Source organism: Patiriisocius sp. 208BN25-11, from assembly GCF_058147145.1.
Genome location: NZ_JBYVJY010000001.1, coordinates 135,990 through 151,782 on the forward strand (window position 1 = coordinate 135,990; position 15,793 = coordinate 151,782).

Genomic DNA, 15,793 nt, shown 5'->3' on the forward strand with positions numbered 1-15,793 from the left:
TGGAGCTTTAGAGCTTTGCTACTTTAGAGCTTCCATTAAAAAGGAACATCATCTTCAGGAGGTAATGGATCGTTATTAAACGAGCTTCCAAAAGCGTCTTCTGCAGACGGGAAATTAGATGTTTTAAACGTGTCATCGTTAGCAGCCGCATTCATACTTGATGCAATTTCATTGCTAAATGGGAAGGTATCTAAATTTTCAAACTTACCTAAATGCCCAACAAACTTTAAACGAATTTCATCTAAGCCACCATTACGGTGTTTTGCCACAATAAATTCACCTTGTCCAGCGGTTGGCGTGTGCTCATCATCATCCCATTCTTCTATTTTGTAGTATTCGGGACGGTAAATAAAAGAAACAATATCTGCATCCTGCTCAATCGCTCCAGATTCACGAAGGTCACTCAACAAAGGTCTTTTACTTCCACCACGTGTTTCTACGGCACGAGATAACTGTGATAATGCAATTACTGGTACATTTAATTCTTTAGCTAAAGCCTTTAAGTTTCTAGAAATGGTAGAAATTTCTTGTTCACGATTTCCTCCATTTTTTCCTCCACCCGCTGTCATTAACTGTAAGTAATCAATCATGATCATTTTAACACCATGTTGCGAAGCAAGTCTTCTTGCTTTTGCACGTAAATCGAAAATAGAGAGCGATGGCGTATCATCTATAAACAAAGGAGCCTTTTCTAATCCTTTAACTTTTACGTTTAATTGCTCCCATTCGTGCTTCTCTAAATTTCCGGTACGTAATTTTTCCGAAGACAAACCTGTTTCAGAAGAAATAAGACGCGTAATTAATTGTACAGAAGACATCTCACAAGAGAAGAATGCTACAGGAACATTATGTTCTACAGCCATATTACGAGCCATTGATAATGTCAAGGCAGTTTTACCCATACCAGGACGAGCTGCAATAATAATTAAATCACTCGGCTGCCATCCAGAAGTAAGTTTATCTAATTCTGTAAATCCAGAAGGAATTCCAGAAAGGCCTTCTCTATTGGCAATTTCTTCAATTTTCTTCTTTGCCTGTATTACCAAATCTTGAGCCGTCTCACTAGAACGTTTAATATTTCCTTGGGTAATATCGTAAAGTTTGCTCTCTGCGGTGTCTAATAGATCAAAAACATCGGTTGTTTCGTCGTAGGAGTCTTCAATAATTTCGTTTGAAATTTTAATCAAACTACGCTGTATATATTTTTGAAGAATGATACGTGCATGAAACTCAATATGCGCCGAAGAAGATACTTTTTGAGTAAGCTGAATCAAGTAAAACTCACCTCCTGCTTTCTCAAGCATTTGCATTTTCTTTAACTGCTGCGAAACGGTTAATAAGTCGACAGGCTGACTATCAACGAACAAGGTATTAATGGCTTCAAAAATATATTGATGCGCCTCTTTGTAGAATACATCGGGATTCAAAATATCAATAACCTCATCTACTCCCTTTTTATCAATCATCATCGCTCCAAGCACAACTTCCTCTAAATCAGTTGCTTGTGGCGGTATCTTGCCTTTCTCCAAGTTAATTACTTGTCCGGGGCGTTTTTTATAAGGAGAGTTTGGCTGTACTTGTTCCATAAGGCGAATGTAAAGAAATTGTTATCAGGCGAGGCATTTTTTAAACGGTCTTCTGTCCACTAGTGATTAACATTTGAACTGTTAACAACTTGAAAATATTGTTAATAAGCATAAAAAAAATCTGAAGCAACAACTTCAGATTTTTTGATGTATTGCTATGACTAGGTTTATCCTTTAAAGACCCCCATGTCTGAATATTTATCCATACGTTGGGTGACTAAATCTTTTGGTGATAAGTCTTTTAATTGATTAAATTCTTTGGAAATAGCATTTGCAACAGTACTAAATGTTTTTTCTCTGTTTGCATGCGCACCCCCTAGAGGTTCTTTTACAACCACATCAACTAGCTTCATTTTTTTCATATCCGGAGCTGTTAATTTTAATGCTTCTGCTGCTTGTTCTTTGAACTCCCAACTACGCCATAAAATGGAAGAACAACTCTCTGGAGAAATCACAGAGTACCATGTGTTTTCTAACATGAGTACACGATCTCCAACACCAATTCCTAGGGCTCCACCACTAGCTCCTTCACCGATAATAACTACAATAATTGGCACTTTAAGGCGTGTCATTTCTAGAATATTTCTAGCAATTGCTTCTCCTTGTCCGCGCTCTTCTGCTTCTAAGCCTGGATACGCTCCAGGAGTATCAATTAAGCATACCACAGGAACACCAAATTTTTCGGCAGATTTCATTAAGCGTAATGCTTTTCTGTATCCTTCTGGGTTAGCCATACCAAAATTACGGTATTGACGTGTTTTGGTATTGTATCCTTTTTGCTGCCCAATAAACATATAACTCTGGTCCCCTATTTTACCAAGTCCGCCAACCATAGCTTTATCATCTTTAAAGCTTCTATCCCCATGTAATTCTAAAAAACTATCTCCGCAAATAGCGTTGATGTAGTCCATAGTATAGGGTCTGTTTGGGTGACGTGATAATTGCACGCGCTGCCAAGGTGTTAGGTTTTTATATATATCTTTTTTGGTTGCTTCTAATTTTAGTTCAATTTGCTTGCATGTGTTAGTCACATCTACATCACTCTCTTCGCCAATTTGGCAAGCCTTTTCGTATTGCTCTTGCAAGTCTTTTATTGGTAATTCAAAATCGAGGTATTCCATAGTGGTTTTTGAATAGGTTATATTGCTTCTAATGTACAAAGATAAAATTTTGTTTGGAGCTACGTATTGAACTCCTTTACAATTTTCGATTTCTTTTTGCTTCTGTTTTTTATAATTCCGTTAGCAATGACTGTTGCTAAGATGATAGCTGCTCCGTAATAAAACTGCGGCCCCATATTTTCTGAATCTCCTAAAATAAAAAGTGCCAACAAAATACCATATACAGGCTCCATATTAATAGTGAGCATTACTGTATATGGGCTTATCCACTTCATAACATGCACAGAGGCTATAAAAGCGTAAGCCGTACAAGCTGAAGCCAAAATAAACAAGTAGCCCCAATCTGCTTGGGATAATGTAAAGAAAGACGCATCAAAACTACCACTAGCTAATAGATATACTGTAATACAAGCAACTCCAAAAAACAATTCATAAAAAGAAATGGCACTGGCATTGTATTGTGTCGCTAATTTTCCATTGATAACTGAAAACAAAGCACTCAAAAAAGCCGATGTCAGTGCTAAAAGTATTCCCCAAGTATAATCACCTTCTACCTGAAAAATGATGTAGAGTCCGAAGACCACGATAAGACCAAAGAGCAATTCATACCAAATTACTTTACGCTTGTAGTAAATAGGTTCTAGAATGGCTGTAAAAAAAGAACCTGTAGCCATGATTGCTAAGGTTATTGAAACATTTGCAACCTTTATCGCACCAAAAAAAGTAAGCCAATGCACTGCAATAATAGCTCCGCAAAGCAAGAAAACAGCCATGGTTTTAGGCGCATATTTTAATGGTATTTTTTTATATCCAACCCACACTAATATTAAAAGAGAAGCAATACTCATTCTAAACCAAACCAATGGGATGGCATCAATACTTATTAAAGCACCCAAGACCGCAGTAAAGCCCCAAATAAAGACTATAAAATGTAAATGAAGGTAATTGAGAAGTTTAGCGTTTGGCATTTCGTAACAAGTAAATGGCTAAGATAGCAAATACAATATTAGGTGCCCAAGAGGCAACAAATGGTGAAAAGTCACTTTGTGCAGCAAGGGTTCCAAAAATCTTATCAAAGAAGATAAACACCATTCCTATTGCGATACCAATAGCAAGGTTAACTCCCATTCCTCCTCGTCGTTTTACCGAAGATACCGCTACAGCGATAATGGTTAAGATATAAGCAGAAACTGGCAAGCTCCATCTTTTATGACGTACCACTTCATAAGAACTTATAAAAGAAGATCCTTTTTTCTTTTCTCTAGTAATAAAATTATTTAGCTCTGGTAAATTAAGTGTCTCTGCAATATATTTCACAGGAGTTAAATCTTCAAGATCAAAACTAAAGACGGTATCTAACACCTTTTTACGTTCTATTATATCATCATTTTCACCTATAATACGCTTGGTATAATTTCGTAAGGTATAAGTACTATCTTTTTCGTTAAATTGTATACTATTTGCAGCCAACTTATAGGTCATTTTTTTGTTCTCAAAATGCTCTAGTGTAAAATTGCTCCCTCTTTTATCTGAAACATTAAAATAACTTACATAGATATAATCGTTATCATTTATTTGTCTGTAGACATTAGACTTTTCACGATCTTGCTTTCCTTTTTTTAGGTATTTAAACGAAAACTCATTATAGCCTAAACTTGCTTTGGGCGCTATAAACATTCCTAAAAAGAATGCTCCAATACACACGATGGTAGCACCAATCATGTACGGACGTAAAAACCTATAATAAGAAACACCACTACTTAAAAAAGCAATAATCTCTGTATTATTTGCCAATTTGGAGGTAAACCAAATCACCGATAAAAACAAAAACAGTGGAAAAAGTAGGTTGGCAAAATAGATAGTAAAGTCTAAATAATACACTACCACCTCCAAGAAGGGCACTTCATTATCGAGAATTTTATCAATCTTCTCTGCAAGATTCACAATAATTCCAATAGGTATAAATAACAATAAGAGCAACAAAAATGTTCCTATGTATCGTTTTAAAATATACTTATCAAGTATGCTTAGCATGTTTTAGTTCTTGGTATTTTGTCGTTAGTCGTTGGTTACCTATTTAAATGTATTCTAATATTTCCGAAGAGAAATGTGTTCAGTGTTCAGTGTTCAGTGTTCAGTGTTCAGTGTTCAGTGTTCAGTGTTCAGTGTTCAGTAAAAGTTTTAAAATAGTTCCCAGGTATAAACTCATAAACACCTATACTTATACACTGTTTTTTACAATCTTTTATCCATTTGTTTCACCATCATATTCTTCCAGGCAGTGAAATCTCCTGCTAAGATATGTTTTCTAGCTTCACGTACCAACCACAAATAGAACCCTAGATTATGAATGGTTGCAATTTGTCTTCCTAGCATTTCATTAACGGTAAATAAATGACGTAAGTATGCTTTACTATATTCTGTGTCTACCCACGTGATTGCCATGTCATCTATGGCGCTAAAATCTGCTTCCCACTTTTTATTTTTAATATTAATGGTTCCATGTGCTGTAAACAACATTCCGTTTCTTCCATTTCTGGTAGGCATCACACAGTCAAACATATCAATACCAAGGGCAATATTTTCTAGTAAGTTAATAGGTGTCCCTACTCCCATTAAATAACGCGGTTTGTCTTTAGGTAAAATTTCAGTAACCACCTCAGTCATAGCATACATCTCCTCTGCTGGTTCTCCAACAGATAAACCACCAATAGCATTCCCTTCTGCACCAACGCCTGCAATGTACTCTGCAGATTGCTTACGCAAATCTTTATAGGTACTTCCTTGCACGATAGGAAAAAATGTCTGACTATAATCATACATAAAAGGTGTCTTATCCAAATGTGTCAAACAACGCTCTAACCAACGATGTGTCATGTGCATCGAGCGTTTGGCATAGTTATAATCGCATGGATATGGTGTACACTCATCGAAAGCCATGATGATATCGGCTCCAATACTTCGTTGCACTTCCATCACATTTTCTGGCGTAAACACATGGTAACTTCCATCGATATGTGATTTAAATTTCACCCCTTCTTCTTTAATCTTTCTATTTGCAGAAAGTGAATAAACCTGGTACCCACCGCTATCTGTTAAGATGTTTCGATCCCAGTTCATGAACTTATGAAGTCCACCTGCTTTTTCAAGAATACCTGTTCCTGGGCGTAAGTATAAATGATAGGTATTTCCTAAAATGATATCTGGGTTTATTTCGTCACGCAGCTCTTTTTGATGCACTCCTTTTACCGTACCTACGGTTCCAACAGGCATAAAAATAGGCGTTTCAATGGGACCATGATCTAAGGTAATGGTAGCCGCACGAGCTTGCGAATTTGGGTCTGTAGCTTCAAGTTTAAAATCCATGGAGGCGCTTTAATGAATGGGCAAAGATACGGTTGATTTACGAATGAGGATTTACGAATGCCTTTTTTTTTGCTTATAGCATATAGCATATAGCAAAAATAAAAACTGAGAAACACATAAACTTTTAAACCCCTATGCTTATAAACTCTTAAACACCTCAACTCATAAACTTTTTTAAACTGTCTTCGGAAATATTACAAATCCAAATAATGTTAACTAAAACCTAAAAATCGTTAATAACCTCATTTCGCTCAGCTTTGCCTTAGGGCTTTAAAAAGGTATTTTTGAAGCAGAAACCAAAACATACCATGGCAGACATTCATCAACTAGAAGCATTTGTTACTCAGGTGCGTAGAGACATTGTAAGACAAGTACACAAAGTAAATTCTGGACACCCAGGAGGTTCATTAGGCTGTGCAGAATTTTTTGTTGCCTTATACCAAGAGATACTCGATCGCAAAGAGGGATTTGATATGGACGGTAAAGAAGAAGACCTTTTCTTCTTATCGAATGGACATATTTCTCCTGTTTTTTACAGTGTATTAGCGCGTTCTGGATATTTTCCGGTAGCAGAATTAAATACGTTTAGACTTTTAAACTCGAGATTACAAGGGCACCCAACAACTCATGAAGGTTTGCCAGGAATACGTATGGCATCTGGATCTTTAGGGCAAGGAATATCTGTCGCCATTGGTGCTGCCGAAGCTAAGAAACTAAACAAAGACAAACATCTTGTGTATGCCCTTTGTGGTGATGGTGAATTACAAGAAGGACAAAACTGGGAAGCCATTATGTATGCCGCAGGAAATAAAGTAGACAACTTAATTGTTTCTATTGATTTGAATGGGCAACAGATAGATGGATCTACAGATAACGTACTCCCACTTGGAAATGTAAAAAATAAATTTGAAGCCTTTGGTTGGGACGTTGTTACCATAGAAAAAGGTAATGACATGGCTGCTATTCTAGAAGGCATGGCAACTGCAAAAACGAAAGCTGGAAACGGAAAACCTATATGTGTTTTATTACAAACAGTAATGGGCAATGGAGTAGATTTTATGATGCACACACACGCATGGCATGGTAAAGCTCCAAATGATGAGCAATTAGCCACAGCATTAGCGCAAAACCCAGAAACATTAGGAGACTATTAAAACAAATAATTTAAAAAGATATTCGACACCTCGGATATGAAAAAATTAACATCTCTATGAAAACATATATAGACACAGGAAAAAAAGATACGCGATCTGGTTTTGGAGCAGGTCTTACCGAACTAGGACAAACTAATGAAAATGTGGTTGCCCTTTGCGCAGATCTTACAGGCTCATTAAAAATGGATGCCTTTAAAGCCAATCATCCAGAGCGTTTCTTCCAAGTAGGGATTGCAGAAGCTAATATGATGGGCATGGCAGCAGGGATGACGATAGGTGGAAAAATTCCATTTACAGGAACCTTTGCAAATTTTTCTACAGGTCGTGTCTATGATCAAATTAGACAGAGTATTGCCTACAGCGGGAAAAATGTAAAGATTTGTGCATCGCATGCAGGTATCACTCTTGGAGAGGACGGTGCAACACACCAAATTCTTGAAGATATTGGCTTAATGAAAATGCTGCCTGGTATGACGGTTATAAATACCTGTGACTATAACCAAACCAAAGCCGCTACCATTGCTATTGCAGCTTATGACGGTCCCGTTTATTTACGATTTGGAAGACCTAAAGTTGCGAATTTTACTCCAGAGAATGGTTCCTTTAAGATAGGCGAAGCAGTCCATTTACAAGAAGGGACAGATGTTACTATTGTTGCCACCGGACATCTAGTTTGGGAGGCACTAGAAGCAAGCAAGACACTTCAAGAGCAAGGTATTAGCGCTGCTGTTATCAACATACACACTATTAAACCTCTAGATGCTAATGCTATTTTAAAAAGTGTTGCCACTACAGGTTGTGTTGTTACAGCAGAAGAGCACAATTATCTTGGAGGACTAGGAGAAAGTGTTGCTAGAATTTTGGCCGAGAATCATCCAGCACCTCAAGAATTTGTTGCTACTAAAGACACCTTTGGAGAATCTGGAACTCCAGATCAATTAATGGAAAAATATGGTTTAAATGCTGCTGCTATTGTTGCTGCCGCAAAAAAGGTAGTTGCAAGAAAATAACGCTCCCTGTTTACCCATAAAAAAACCGCTTTAAGAATTCTTAAAGCGGTTTTTTTATACTAATATTTCCGAAGAAAATTAAAATACCATTAACTATCAGCATCTAGATAATCTACAATTCCGTCTCCATCTGTATCGGGAAATGTTATGTTTCCTTCTTCATCTATTTCAATTTCGTCTCTTGTAGGTCTTCTGTCTCCATCGTCATCTGGATCTGTATAGTTGGTTGCATTATCACCATCTGTATCATCATCTTCTTCTAAGCCATTTCCGTTAAGATCTTCAATTACAGAAGGAATACCGTCATTATCTTGATCTCCTATTTCAGTTTCAAAAAGTTGAAATGTGAATATAAGCTGAGAATATACAGGAATAGATACTGAGGAAGTAGGTGGAGGGTTTACATAATACCCCAAACCACTTTGCATAAACACAGCGCCAACACCAAAGTTTTCGTATTGAATGGTTCCATCTTCATTGGTATTAAATCCTGTAGCTGCTTTAAATTCTATAAGCGCATCTTGCAATCCATTTACGATAAGTGTTAAATCAAATTGTAAAGGTGATACAGAGCTATCAAACAATTTTATTCCTTCTTGACCATCTTCATCAACAAGATAGGTCCCCTCGTAACTTATTCTTACAATATCTGGAAAACTTGGCTGCTCCCCTTCTCCATCAATAACTTTTAGGTAATACAATTTATATTGCACCGCTTCATTAACTCTATCCTGAACCATTTTAAAATCAACTTGATCTATTAACGGAATCTTATCTGCATTTTCACCAGCTATGGTATCAAACACAATTCTAAAGTCGAAATCGGCTGGAGGGTTTTGGAATTCTTCATAGTTATAGAAGTGAGTGTTTAAGTATGTTTCTACTTCTTCGGTAGAATCAATAACTTCTATGGCACGATCACGTGCTGGAATAAAATTACCATCACCTTCATCATCGTCATTACATGCACTAACAAATAACAACACTAGGGTGAAGATAGGGACGAAATATTTTAAATTTTTCACTTTGTTTATTTTAGGGGTGCAAGATACAATTTTCCATTATTTTTGTTGTATTCTTTAACGCACAATTTAAGTTAAAATGTATGAGGGTCGATAAATATTTGTGGTGCATACGCTACTATAAAACAAGAAGCATAGCAACACAAGCATGCAAAAAAGGAGCCGTACGTGTTAACGATGCAACTATAAAGCCCTCAAGAGACGTCTATCCAGGTGATGTTGTTACACTGCGTAAAAATCAAGTCAATTATTCGCTCGAAATTATTGATATTCCTAAAAGCAGGCTTGGAGCTAAATTAGTAGACCTATACAGAAAGGACACTACCCCTATAGAAGCATTTGAACATCAAGAATTATTAAAATATTCTAAAACCTATTACAGAAAAAAAGGAATTGGAAGACCTACAAAAAAAGACAGAAGAGCAATTGACGAGTATACTGGTGAAGAAGAATAATCCATCACATCTTTTAGTATATTTGAAATAAATTTTGAATTCCTATCTACATGGCTCAAACAGAAACGCTCATACTTGACAAAAAAGAAATTGCTCATAAATTAAAACGTATTGCCTATCAAATTTATGAAGCTAATATTTCCGAAGAAGAAGTTATCATTGCTGGTATTAAAGAAAATGGATACACATTTGCTAAAAAACTAAAAGTAGCTGTCGAAAAAATATCTCCTATAAAAGCGACACTTTGCCAGGTTATTATAGATAAAAAAAATCCAATTAATTCCATAAAAACATCCTTACCACCCGAGTCATATCAAAACAAATCACTAATTCTTGTAGATGACGTATTACACTCAGGCACTACTTTGATTTATGGAGTTAAACATTTTTTGGATGTCCCATTAAAACAATTTAAAACCGCCGTACTTGTTGATAGAAACCACAAAAAATATCCAATTAAAGCAGATTATAAAGGCATTTCGTTATCCACTTCAATTAATGAAAATGTTGCGGTAATTTTTGAGGCAGGTAACACTCGCGCTATATTAGAATAATAGTGCTACAATTTCTTCTATTATTTGGCGCACTGATTTTTCATCAATTTTTATTTTAGCTTTTGCCTTACTGTAATAAAAACTTCGTTCAAAAAGGTGTTTTCTAATAAAATCATTTACTTTTTCTTTCTCTGAAATATGAGCAATCATAGGTCTTGCTTCTTTTTCAAGAAATAAACGCTCGGTTAAGGTTTTTAATGAAGCCGATAAATATATAGGAACTATTGTTTCATTTTCATTTAATAATTGCATCACATTTCCATAGCAAGGAGTACCACCTCCTAGCGAAATAACAGCGTCTGAATCATTTGCTAGCAAAGTATCTAGTATGTTACTTTCCTTTTTTCTGAAATAGATTTCTCCTTTGGCATCAAATATTTGTGAAATTGATTTTTTTTCATCTTCTTCGATAGCCTTGTCTAAATCAATAAAAGAATATCCAAGAGTAGCAGCAAGTTCCTTTCCTATAGTGGTTTTTCCACAACCCATGTATCCTAAAAGCACTAATTTCATAAAATTTTATGTTTGTTTTTAATTGTATTTTAAGGGTTTACAAATAAAGTTTAAATTTATTATAAAATGCTTTGAAATATAAATATAATGATAGTATATTTGCATCCGCTTAGCAAAACATCTTATGCTTTGTAAGGCAATTAATGTTTTTGACATTTTGACCAGTTAGCTCAGTTGGTAGAGCACCTCCCTTTTAAGGAGGTGGTCCTGGGTTCGAGCCCCAGACTGGTCACTTAAAAGTTAAGCCTCTTGGTTTAACTTTTTTTGTTTCAATGGGTTTCTAATGTTACAAGAAACAACTACCCGAGTGCTGGAATTGGTAGACAGGCACGGTTGAGGGCCGTGTGCACTTGTTGCGTGTGGGTTCAAGTCCCATCTCGGGTACTAAGTCATCTTATTTATAAGGTGACTTTTTTTTAGACACATGGAAGCCTTTACAAAAAGTCAAAAACCAAAAAAAAAAGCATTAATACAGTTTGTTTATAAGGCTTCGCAAATTTTTTCCGCTTTTTTTTTTGTAATTTACACCACCAACAAAGAGGAGAAAATGAGTGTGAAAACACATTTTAGTATAAAAGATCTTGAGAATTTGAGTGGTGTGAAAGCGCACACCATAAGAATTTGGGAAAAACGCTATGGTCTTTTGGCGCCAGAGAGAACTGGGACTAACATAAGACAATATAACTTAGAGAATCTAAAACGACTACTAGATGTTACTTTTATATACAGGAACGGGGTCAAAATATCAAAAATAGCAGAATTAGAACCCCAAAAAATAAAAGAAGTAATTCTCGAAAACGCAGCTGTTTACAAAGAATTTTATGCCATTAATAGCTTAAAAAAAGCAGTACTTAATTTTGATACAGATGAATTTAATAGTGTCTACAAATCACTTTTAAGCACAAAATCTTTTGATGAAATTTTTGAAACTGTTTTTATCCCTTATTTACAAGAGATTGGAATGCTTTGGCATTTAGGAACTATTGATGTTTCACACGAACGCTTTGCTTCAGAACTAATAAAAAGAAAAACAATTGCTCACATTGACTTGCACACATCGCAAAACATAGTATACAAAAATGATCTGAAAGCATGTTTATTCTTGCCTCATGAAGAGATACATGACATAGGTTTATTATATGCCAATTATCAATTAGAAAAGCATGGGATAAAAACAATTTATTTAGGCCCAAACATTCCTTTAGAAAGCCTATCAAAACAAATTCCTATTAAACAAAACATATTATTTTTAACCTATTTAACGGTAAAACCTGAAAATGGAAAAGTAAAATCATACTTAGATTCATTTCAAAAGTTGGTTTGTAAAGAAAAAGAGTATCCACTCTGGATCTTAGGACCAAAACACGCCGAGGTTATGAAAGAAAAGCTTCCTTCAAACATCAAATGCTTCAATTCACTGACTAGTTTCTTAGCATCTGTAAAAAGCTTAAATACATGATTTTTTTGAAATCTTTAACTAGTTTTTGTTTAGAATAAATATAAGTTTGCTAAACAAAATTATGCATAAAGAAATTATTATTATTGGTTCAGGTTTTTCCTCTCTTGCTGCTGCATCTTACTTAGCAAAGGAAGGATACAATGTAACTATCTTTGAAAAAAACGATTCTATAGGAGGACGTGCAAGACAATTTCAAAAAGAAGGTTTTACCTTCGACATGGGTCCTTCTTGGTATTGGATGCCTGATGTTTTTGAACGTTTTTTTAATGATTTTGGAAAAAAAACTTCAGATTACTACTCACTTAAAAAACTTAGTCCTGCTTATAGTGTTTATTTTGGAAACAATGACTTCATTACTATTGAAGACACCTTAGAGAAGATATGCAATACATTTGAAAGGGAAGAACCTGGAAGTTCCAAAAAGCTCAAAAAATTCATACAATCTGCCAAGAACAATTACAATATTGCCATAAAAGATTTAGTTTATAGACCAGGAGTATCACCTCTAGAACTAGTTTCTCCAGCTACCATTAAAAGAGTTGGTCAGTTTTTTAGCACAATTAGCAAAGATGTGCGCAAAGAATTTAAAAACCCAAGATTAATTTCAATACTTGAGTTTCCAGTTTTATTCTTAGGTGCAAAACCCTCAAAAACTCCTTCCTTTTATAGTTTTATGAACTATGCAGATTTTGGATTAGGAACGTTTCAACCGTATGGAGGAATGTTTAGCGTTATTAATGGAATGAAAAGTCTAGCAGAAAGTCTTGGAGTAATTATAAAGACCAAAGAAAATGTTTCTGAAATAGTGGTAGAAAATAAAAAAATAAAAGGGATTGTTTCTAATGATCAATTTTATTCAACAGATATATTGCTTAGTGGAGCAGATTACCATCATACCGAAACATTGCTTTCAAAAGAGTATAGACAATATTCTGAAGATTACTGGGACAAGAAGACCTTTGCTCCCTCTTCCTTATTATTTTATGTTGGTTTCAACAAAAAAATTAAAAATGTTGAGCATCATACATTGTTTTTTGATGTAGATTTCGAACAACATGCCAAAGAAATTTACGACGAACCTTCTTGGCCAAAAAGCCCCTTATTTTATGCTAACTTTACTTCCAAAACACAGCCAAATTTAGCACCTGAAGGTTGTGAAACTGGTTTTTTTCTAATCCCAATAGCACCAGGGCTTGAAGACACAGAACAACTTAGAGAAAAATATTATGAAAAAATTATGACACGTTTTGAAGCGCTTACAGGGCAAGAAATCAAAAAACATGTTATATTTAAGGAGACTTTCTGTGTGAACGATTTTGTGACTGAATACAACTCCTACAAAGGAAATGCGTACGGATTAGCAAACACATTACAACAAACTGCATTTTTAAGACCTAAACTAAAAAGCAAGAACGTAAAAAATTTATTCTTTACAGGACAACTAAGCGTACCAGGACCAGGAGTACCTCCTGCACTAATATCTGGAAAACTTGCAGCAGGTCTTATTGCAAAAAAGAAATATCAATGAAAGAAATTTTTGACATAGTATCTAGAGAATGTAGCAAAAAGGTTACGAATGCCTACAGTACTTCCTTTTCGTTAGCAACAAAAATGTTGGCTCCTAGCATTCGTCAAGACATTTACAATATCTATGGATTTGTTCGATTTGCAGACGAGATAGTGGACAGTTTCCATGGCTATGAAAAAGTAGCACTCTTTGATCGTTTTGAAGCAGATTTAGAACATGCACTTACTGATAAAATAAGTTTAAATCCAATCTTGAATGCATTTCAAGAAACTGTTCATACCTATGAAATAGAGAAACATCTCATCACTTCATTCATGAAGAGTATGCGCCTAGATCTATCAAAAACCGACTATCTAACAGATGAAGAATATAAAGAGTATATATACGGATCTGCAGATGTGGTTGGACTTATGTGCTTACAGGTATTTGTAAAAGGGGATCAAGAAAAATACGATAGCTTAAAAGATACTGCAATGGCGCTAGGGTCTGCTTTCCAAAAAGTAAACTTTTTAAGAGATTTAAAAGCAGACTTTGAAGGGCTTAGTAGAACATATTTTCCAAATACTAACTTAAATGCACTTGATGAAGCTTCTAAGCAGCAAATTATAAATGATATTGAAGAAGACTTTAAAAAAGGATACGAAGGCATTTTAAAACTACCAACAGAAGCCAAATTTGGTGTTTTTATGGCATATCGCTATTACAGAAAATTGCTGAAAAAACTACACAAAACTCCTGCGTTAGAAATTAAAAATGCAAGAATACGAGTTCCTAACTATGAAAAATTTGGACTCTTAACAAGGAGTTATGTTAAGTACCAATTAAATTTAGTTAGATAGTTTTTTTACCTACATTATACCATACATACAATGACAACATTATTCTGGATCATTCTATTTTTAGGAACTTTTGCCATGATGGAGTTTTTGGCTTGGGCTACTCACAAATATGTTATGCATGGTTTTTTATGGAGTTTACACAAAGATCACCATCATAAAGACCATAAAAGTTGGTGGGAGCGTAACGACTTCTTTTTTATTTTTTACGCGGCAGTTAGCATTATTTGCTTCGTTAGATGGCAGTATTACGGTTTTTGGGCAGGACTACCTATTGGCCTAGGAATTTTCTCATATGGTATAACTTATTTCATGGTGCATGACATATTTATTCATCAACGGTTTAAGCTTTTTAGAAATGCCAATAATTGGTATGCCAAAGGGATTCGTAGAGCTCACAAAATGCATCACAAACACCTAGGGAAAGACAAAGGAGAATGTTTTGGTATGCTAGTCCCACCACTTAAGTATTTTAAAAAATAGGATATGAAAAACTTGTACCTCTATTTAAATATAGGTTCTATACTCATTCCTTTTGTATGCAGTTTTTATCCGAAATTTCGATTTTATAAAAAATGGCCCTCTTTATTTCTCGCTATCTTTATCATGATGGCTTTTTTCATTTCATGGGATGTGCTTTTTACAAATGCTGGTATTTGGGGATTTAATGATACTTATATTACGGGATTCAAGATTTTAAATCTCCCTGTAGAAGAATGGTTGTTTTTTATATGCATCCCCTATGCATGCTTATTTACACACTATGCCTTAGATTATTTTTTTCCTGGTTTCGCTTTTTCAAAAAAGCTAACCGACATTATCTATGTTACGCTACTTTGTATACTAATTGTTTGCTTGTGGTATTTTTATGACAAATGGTATACCCTTATAAATTTCAGCTATGCTATTTTACTATTAGGTTTCGTATATAATTATAAGCGGCCCCTTTTGGCAAAATTTTTACCCACTTTTCTACTTATACTTCTGCCTTTTTTTTTAATCAATGGAATACTAACTGGGAGCTTTATTGAAGACCAAGTTGTTTGGTATAATAACACTGAAAATTTAAACATTAGAATGTTTACAATACCAATAGAAGATACAATCTATGCATTAGGAATGCTGCTAACTGTCTTTGTGTTGTTAGAATATTTTGAATCTAAAAAACAAGCCAGACACATCTTATAGA

General features: G+C 34.9%; 16 protein-coding genes and 2 tRNA genes. 11 read left to right on the forward strand and 7 right to left on the reverse strand.

Translation table 11 applies throughout. The features are described from left to right. Positions 1–35: 35 nt before the first annotated feature. The 5 genes from dnaB to tgt form a co-directional block, all read right to left on the reverse strand. On the reverse strand, positions 36–1,586 hold the full coding sequence (dnaB, locus tag ACY2RS_RS00635) for a replicative DNA helicase (RefSeq protein WP_490096665.1): 1,551 nt from the start codon (positions 1,584–1,586) through the stop codon (positions 36–38). A 167-nt stretch (positions 1,587–1,753) separates the two neighbouring features. Further along, positions 1,754–2,707, reverse strand: a complete 954-nt coding sequence (locus tag ACY2RS_RS00640) for an acetyl-CoA carboxylase carboxyltransferase subunit alpha (protein WP_490096666.1) — start codon at positions 2,705–2,707, stop codon at positions 1,754–1,756. Positions 2,708–2,766: 59 nt separating this feature from the next. After that, positions 2,767–3,675, reverse strand: a complete 909-nt coding sequence (locus ACY2RS_RS00645; RefSeq protein WP_490096667.1) for a DMT family transporter — start codon at positions 3,673–3,675, stop codon at positions 2,767–2,769. Further along, on the reverse strand, positions 3,662–4,741 hold the full coding sequence (locus tag ACY2RS_RS00650; RefSeq protein WP_490096668.1) for an LptF/LptG family permease: 1,080 nt from the start codon (positions 4,739–4,741) through the stop codon (positions 3,662–3,664). Before ACY2RS_RS00650 ends, ACY2RS_RS00645 begins: the two co-directional genes overlap by 14 nt. Positions 4,742–4,942: 201 nt before the next feature. After that, positions 4,943–6,073, reverse strand: a complete 1,131-nt coding sequence (tgt, locus tag ACY2RS_RS00655; RefSeq protein ID WP_490096669.1) for a tRNA guanosine(34) transglycosylase Tgt — start codon at positions 6,071–6,073, stop codon at positions 4,943–4,945. A 308-nt stretch (positions 6,074–6,381) separates the two neighbouring features. Between tgt and ACY2RS_RS00660 the strand changes: the two genes are divergently transcribed. Next, a complete protein-coding gene (locus tag ACY2RS_RS00660; protein ID WP_490097087.1) occupies positions 6,382–7,227 on the forward strand; it encodes a transketolase in 846 nt (281 codons plus the stop codon). Positions 7,228–7,283: 56 nt separating this feature from the next. Next, on the forward strand, positions 7,284–8,237 hold the full coding sequence (locus tag ACY2RS_RS00665; RefSeq protein WP_490096670.1) for a transketolase family protein: 954 nt from the start codon (positions 7,284–7,286) through the stop codon (positions 8,235–8,237). A gap of 89 nt (positions 8,238–8,326) precedes the next feature. Here ACY2RS_RS00665 and ACY2RS_RS00670 read toward each other — a convergent pair whose 3' ends face one another. Beyond that, on the reverse strand, positions 8,327–9,262 hold the full coding sequence (locus ACY2RS_RS00670; protein WP_490096671.1) for an FKBP-type peptidyl-prolyl cis-trans isomerase: 936 nt from the start codon (positions 9,260–9,262) through the stop codon (positions 8,327–8,329). 80 nt (positions 9,263–9,342) lie between these two features. Between ACY2RS_RS00670 and ACY2RS_RS00675 the strand changes: the two genes are divergently transcribed. Next, on the forward strand, positions 9,343–9,714 hold the full coding sequence (locus ACY2RS_RS00675) for an RNA-binding S4 domain-containing protein (protein WP_490096672.1): 372 nt from the start codon (positions 9,343–9,345) through the stop codon (positions 9,712–9,714). A 50-nt stretch (positions 9,715–9,764) separates the two neighbouring features. Then, the gene (locus tag ACY2RS_RS00680; RefSeq protein ID WP_490096673.1) at positions 9,765–10,268 is read left to right on the forward strand and encodes a phosphoribosyltransferase family protein; all 504 of its coding nucleotides are present in this window, start codon (positions 9,765–9,767) and stop codon (positions 10,266–10,268) included. Here the strand turns inward: ACY2RS_RS00680 and ACY2RS_RS00685 are convergent. Continuing rightward, positions 10,260–10,781 carry a shikimate kinase gene (locus ACY2RS_RS00685; RefSeq protein ID WP_490096674.1) on the reverse strand — a complete coding sequence of 174 codons (522 nt, stop codon included), beginning with the start codon at positions 10,779–10,781 and terminating at the stop codon, positions 10,260–10,262. The genes ACY2RS_RS00680 and ACY2RS_RS00685 overlap by 9 nt on opposite strands. A 159-nt stretch (positions 10,782–10,940) precedes the next feature. Between ACY2RS_RS00685 and ACY2RS_RS00690 the strand changes: the two genes are divergently transcribed. From ACY2RS_RS00690 to ACY2RS_RS00720, 7 genes are all read left to right on the forward strand, one after another. Continuing rightward, positions 10,941–11,013, forward strand: a tRNA-Lys gene (locus ACY2RS_RS00690). 69 nt (positions 11,014–11,082) lie between these two features. Next, a tRNA-Leu gene (locus tag ACY2RS_RS00695) sits at positions 11,083–11,165 on the forward strand. A 163-nt stretch (positions 11,166–11,328) separates the two neighbouring features. Then, on the forward strand, positions 11,329–12,240 hold the full coding sequence (locus ACY2RS_RS00700) for a MerR family transcriptional regulator (protein ID WP_490096675.1): 912 nt from the start codon (positions 11,329–11,331) through the stop codon (positions 12,238–12,240). 61 nt (positions 12,241–12,301) lie between these two features. After that, complete coding sequence (locus ACY2RS_RS00705; RefSeq protein WP_490096676.1) at positions 12,302–13,768, forward strand: phytoene desaturase family protein; 1,467 nt, start codon at positions 12,302–12,304, stop codon at positions 13,766–13,768. Continuing rightward, on the forward strand, positions 13,765–14,607 hold the full coding sequence (locus tag ACY2RS_RS00710) for a phytoene/squalene synthase family protein (RefSeq protein ID WP_490096677.1): 843 nt from the start codon (positions 13,765–13,767) through the stop codon (positions 14,605–14,607). Before ACY2RS_RS00705 ends, ACY2RS_RS00710 begins: the two co-directional genes overlap by 4 nt. Positions 14,608–14,637: 30 nt before the next feature. Beyond that, a complete protein-coding gene (locus ACY2RS_RS00715; protein WP_490096678.1) occupies positions 14,638–15,087 on the forward strand; it encodes a sterol desaturase family protein in 450 nt (149 codons plus the stop codon). Between the two features lie 3 nt (positions 15,088–15,090). Further along, entirely contained in the window at positions 15,091–15,792 is a 702-nt protein-coding gene (locus tag ACY2RS_RS00720) for a lycopene cyclase domain-containing protein (RefSeq protein WP_490096679.1), read from the forward strand. The last annotated feature ends 1 nt before the right edge of the window (position 15,793 follow it).

Excerpts from the sequence above, each read along its gene's own strand:
- ACY2RS_RS00685 (WP_490096674.1), bottom strand. The coding sequence starts at position 10,781 with ATGAAATTAGTGCTTTTAGGATACATGGGTTGTGGAAAAACCACTATA.
- ACY2RS_RS00650 (WP_490096668.1), bottom strand. The coding sequence starts at position 4,741 with ATGCTAAGCATACTTGATAAGTATATTTTAAAACGATACATAGGAACA.
- ACY2RS_RS00700 (WP_490096675.1), top strand. The coding sequence starts at position 11,329 with ATGAGTGTGAAAACACATTTTAGTATAAAAGATCTTGAGAATTTGAGT.
- ACY2RS_RS00680 (WP_490096673.1), top strand. The coding sequence starts at position 9,765 with ATGGCTCAAACAGAAACGCTCATACTTGACAAAAAAGAAATTGCTCAT.
- ACY2RS_RS00640 (WP_490096666.1), bottom strand. The coding sequence starts at position 2,707 with ATGGAATACCTCGATTTTGAATTACCAATAAAAGACTTGCAAGAGCAA.
- ACY2RS_RS00710 (WP_490096677.1), top strand. The coding sequence starts at position 13,765 with ATGAAAGAAATTTTTGACATAGTATCTAGAGAATGTAGCAAAAAGGTT.
- tgt (WP_490096669.1), bottom strand. The coding sequence starts at position 6,073 with ATGGATTTTAAACTTGAAGCTACAGACCCAAATTCGCAAGCTCGTGCG.
- ACY2RS_RS00660 (WP_490097087.1), top strand. The coding sequence starts at position 6,382 with ATGGCAGACATTCATCAACTAGAAGCATTTGTTACTCAGGTGCGTAGA.
- ACY2RS_RS00720 (WP_490096679.1), top strand. The coding sequence starts at position 15,091 with ATGAAAAACTTGTACCTCTATTTAAATATAGGTTCTATACTCATTCCT.
- ACY2RS_RS00645 (WP_490096667.1), bottom strand. The coding sequence starts at position 3,675 with ATGCCAAACGCTAAACTTCTCAATTACCTTCATTTACATTTTATAGTC.
- ACY2RS_RS00715 (WP_490096678.1), top strand. The coding sequence starts at position 14,638 with ATGACAACATTATTCTGGATCATTCTATTTTTAGGAACTTTTGCCATG.
- ACY2RS_RS00705 (WP_490096676.1), top strand. The coding sequence starts at position 12,302 with ATGCATAAAGAAATTATTATTATTGGTTCAGGTTTTTCCTCTCTTGCT.
- dnaB (WP_490096665.1), bottom strand. The coding sequence starts at position 1,586 with ATGGAACAAGTACAGCCAAACTCTCCTTATAAAAAACGCCCCGGACAA.
- ACY2RS_RS00665 (WP_490096670.1), top strand. The coding sequence starts at position 7,284 with ATGAAAACATATATAGACACAGGAAAAAAAGATACGCGATCTGGTTTT.
- ACY2RS_RS00675 (WP_490096672.1), top strand. The coding sequence starts at position 9,343 with ATGAGGGTCGATAAATATTTGTGGTGCATACGCTACTATAAAACAAGA.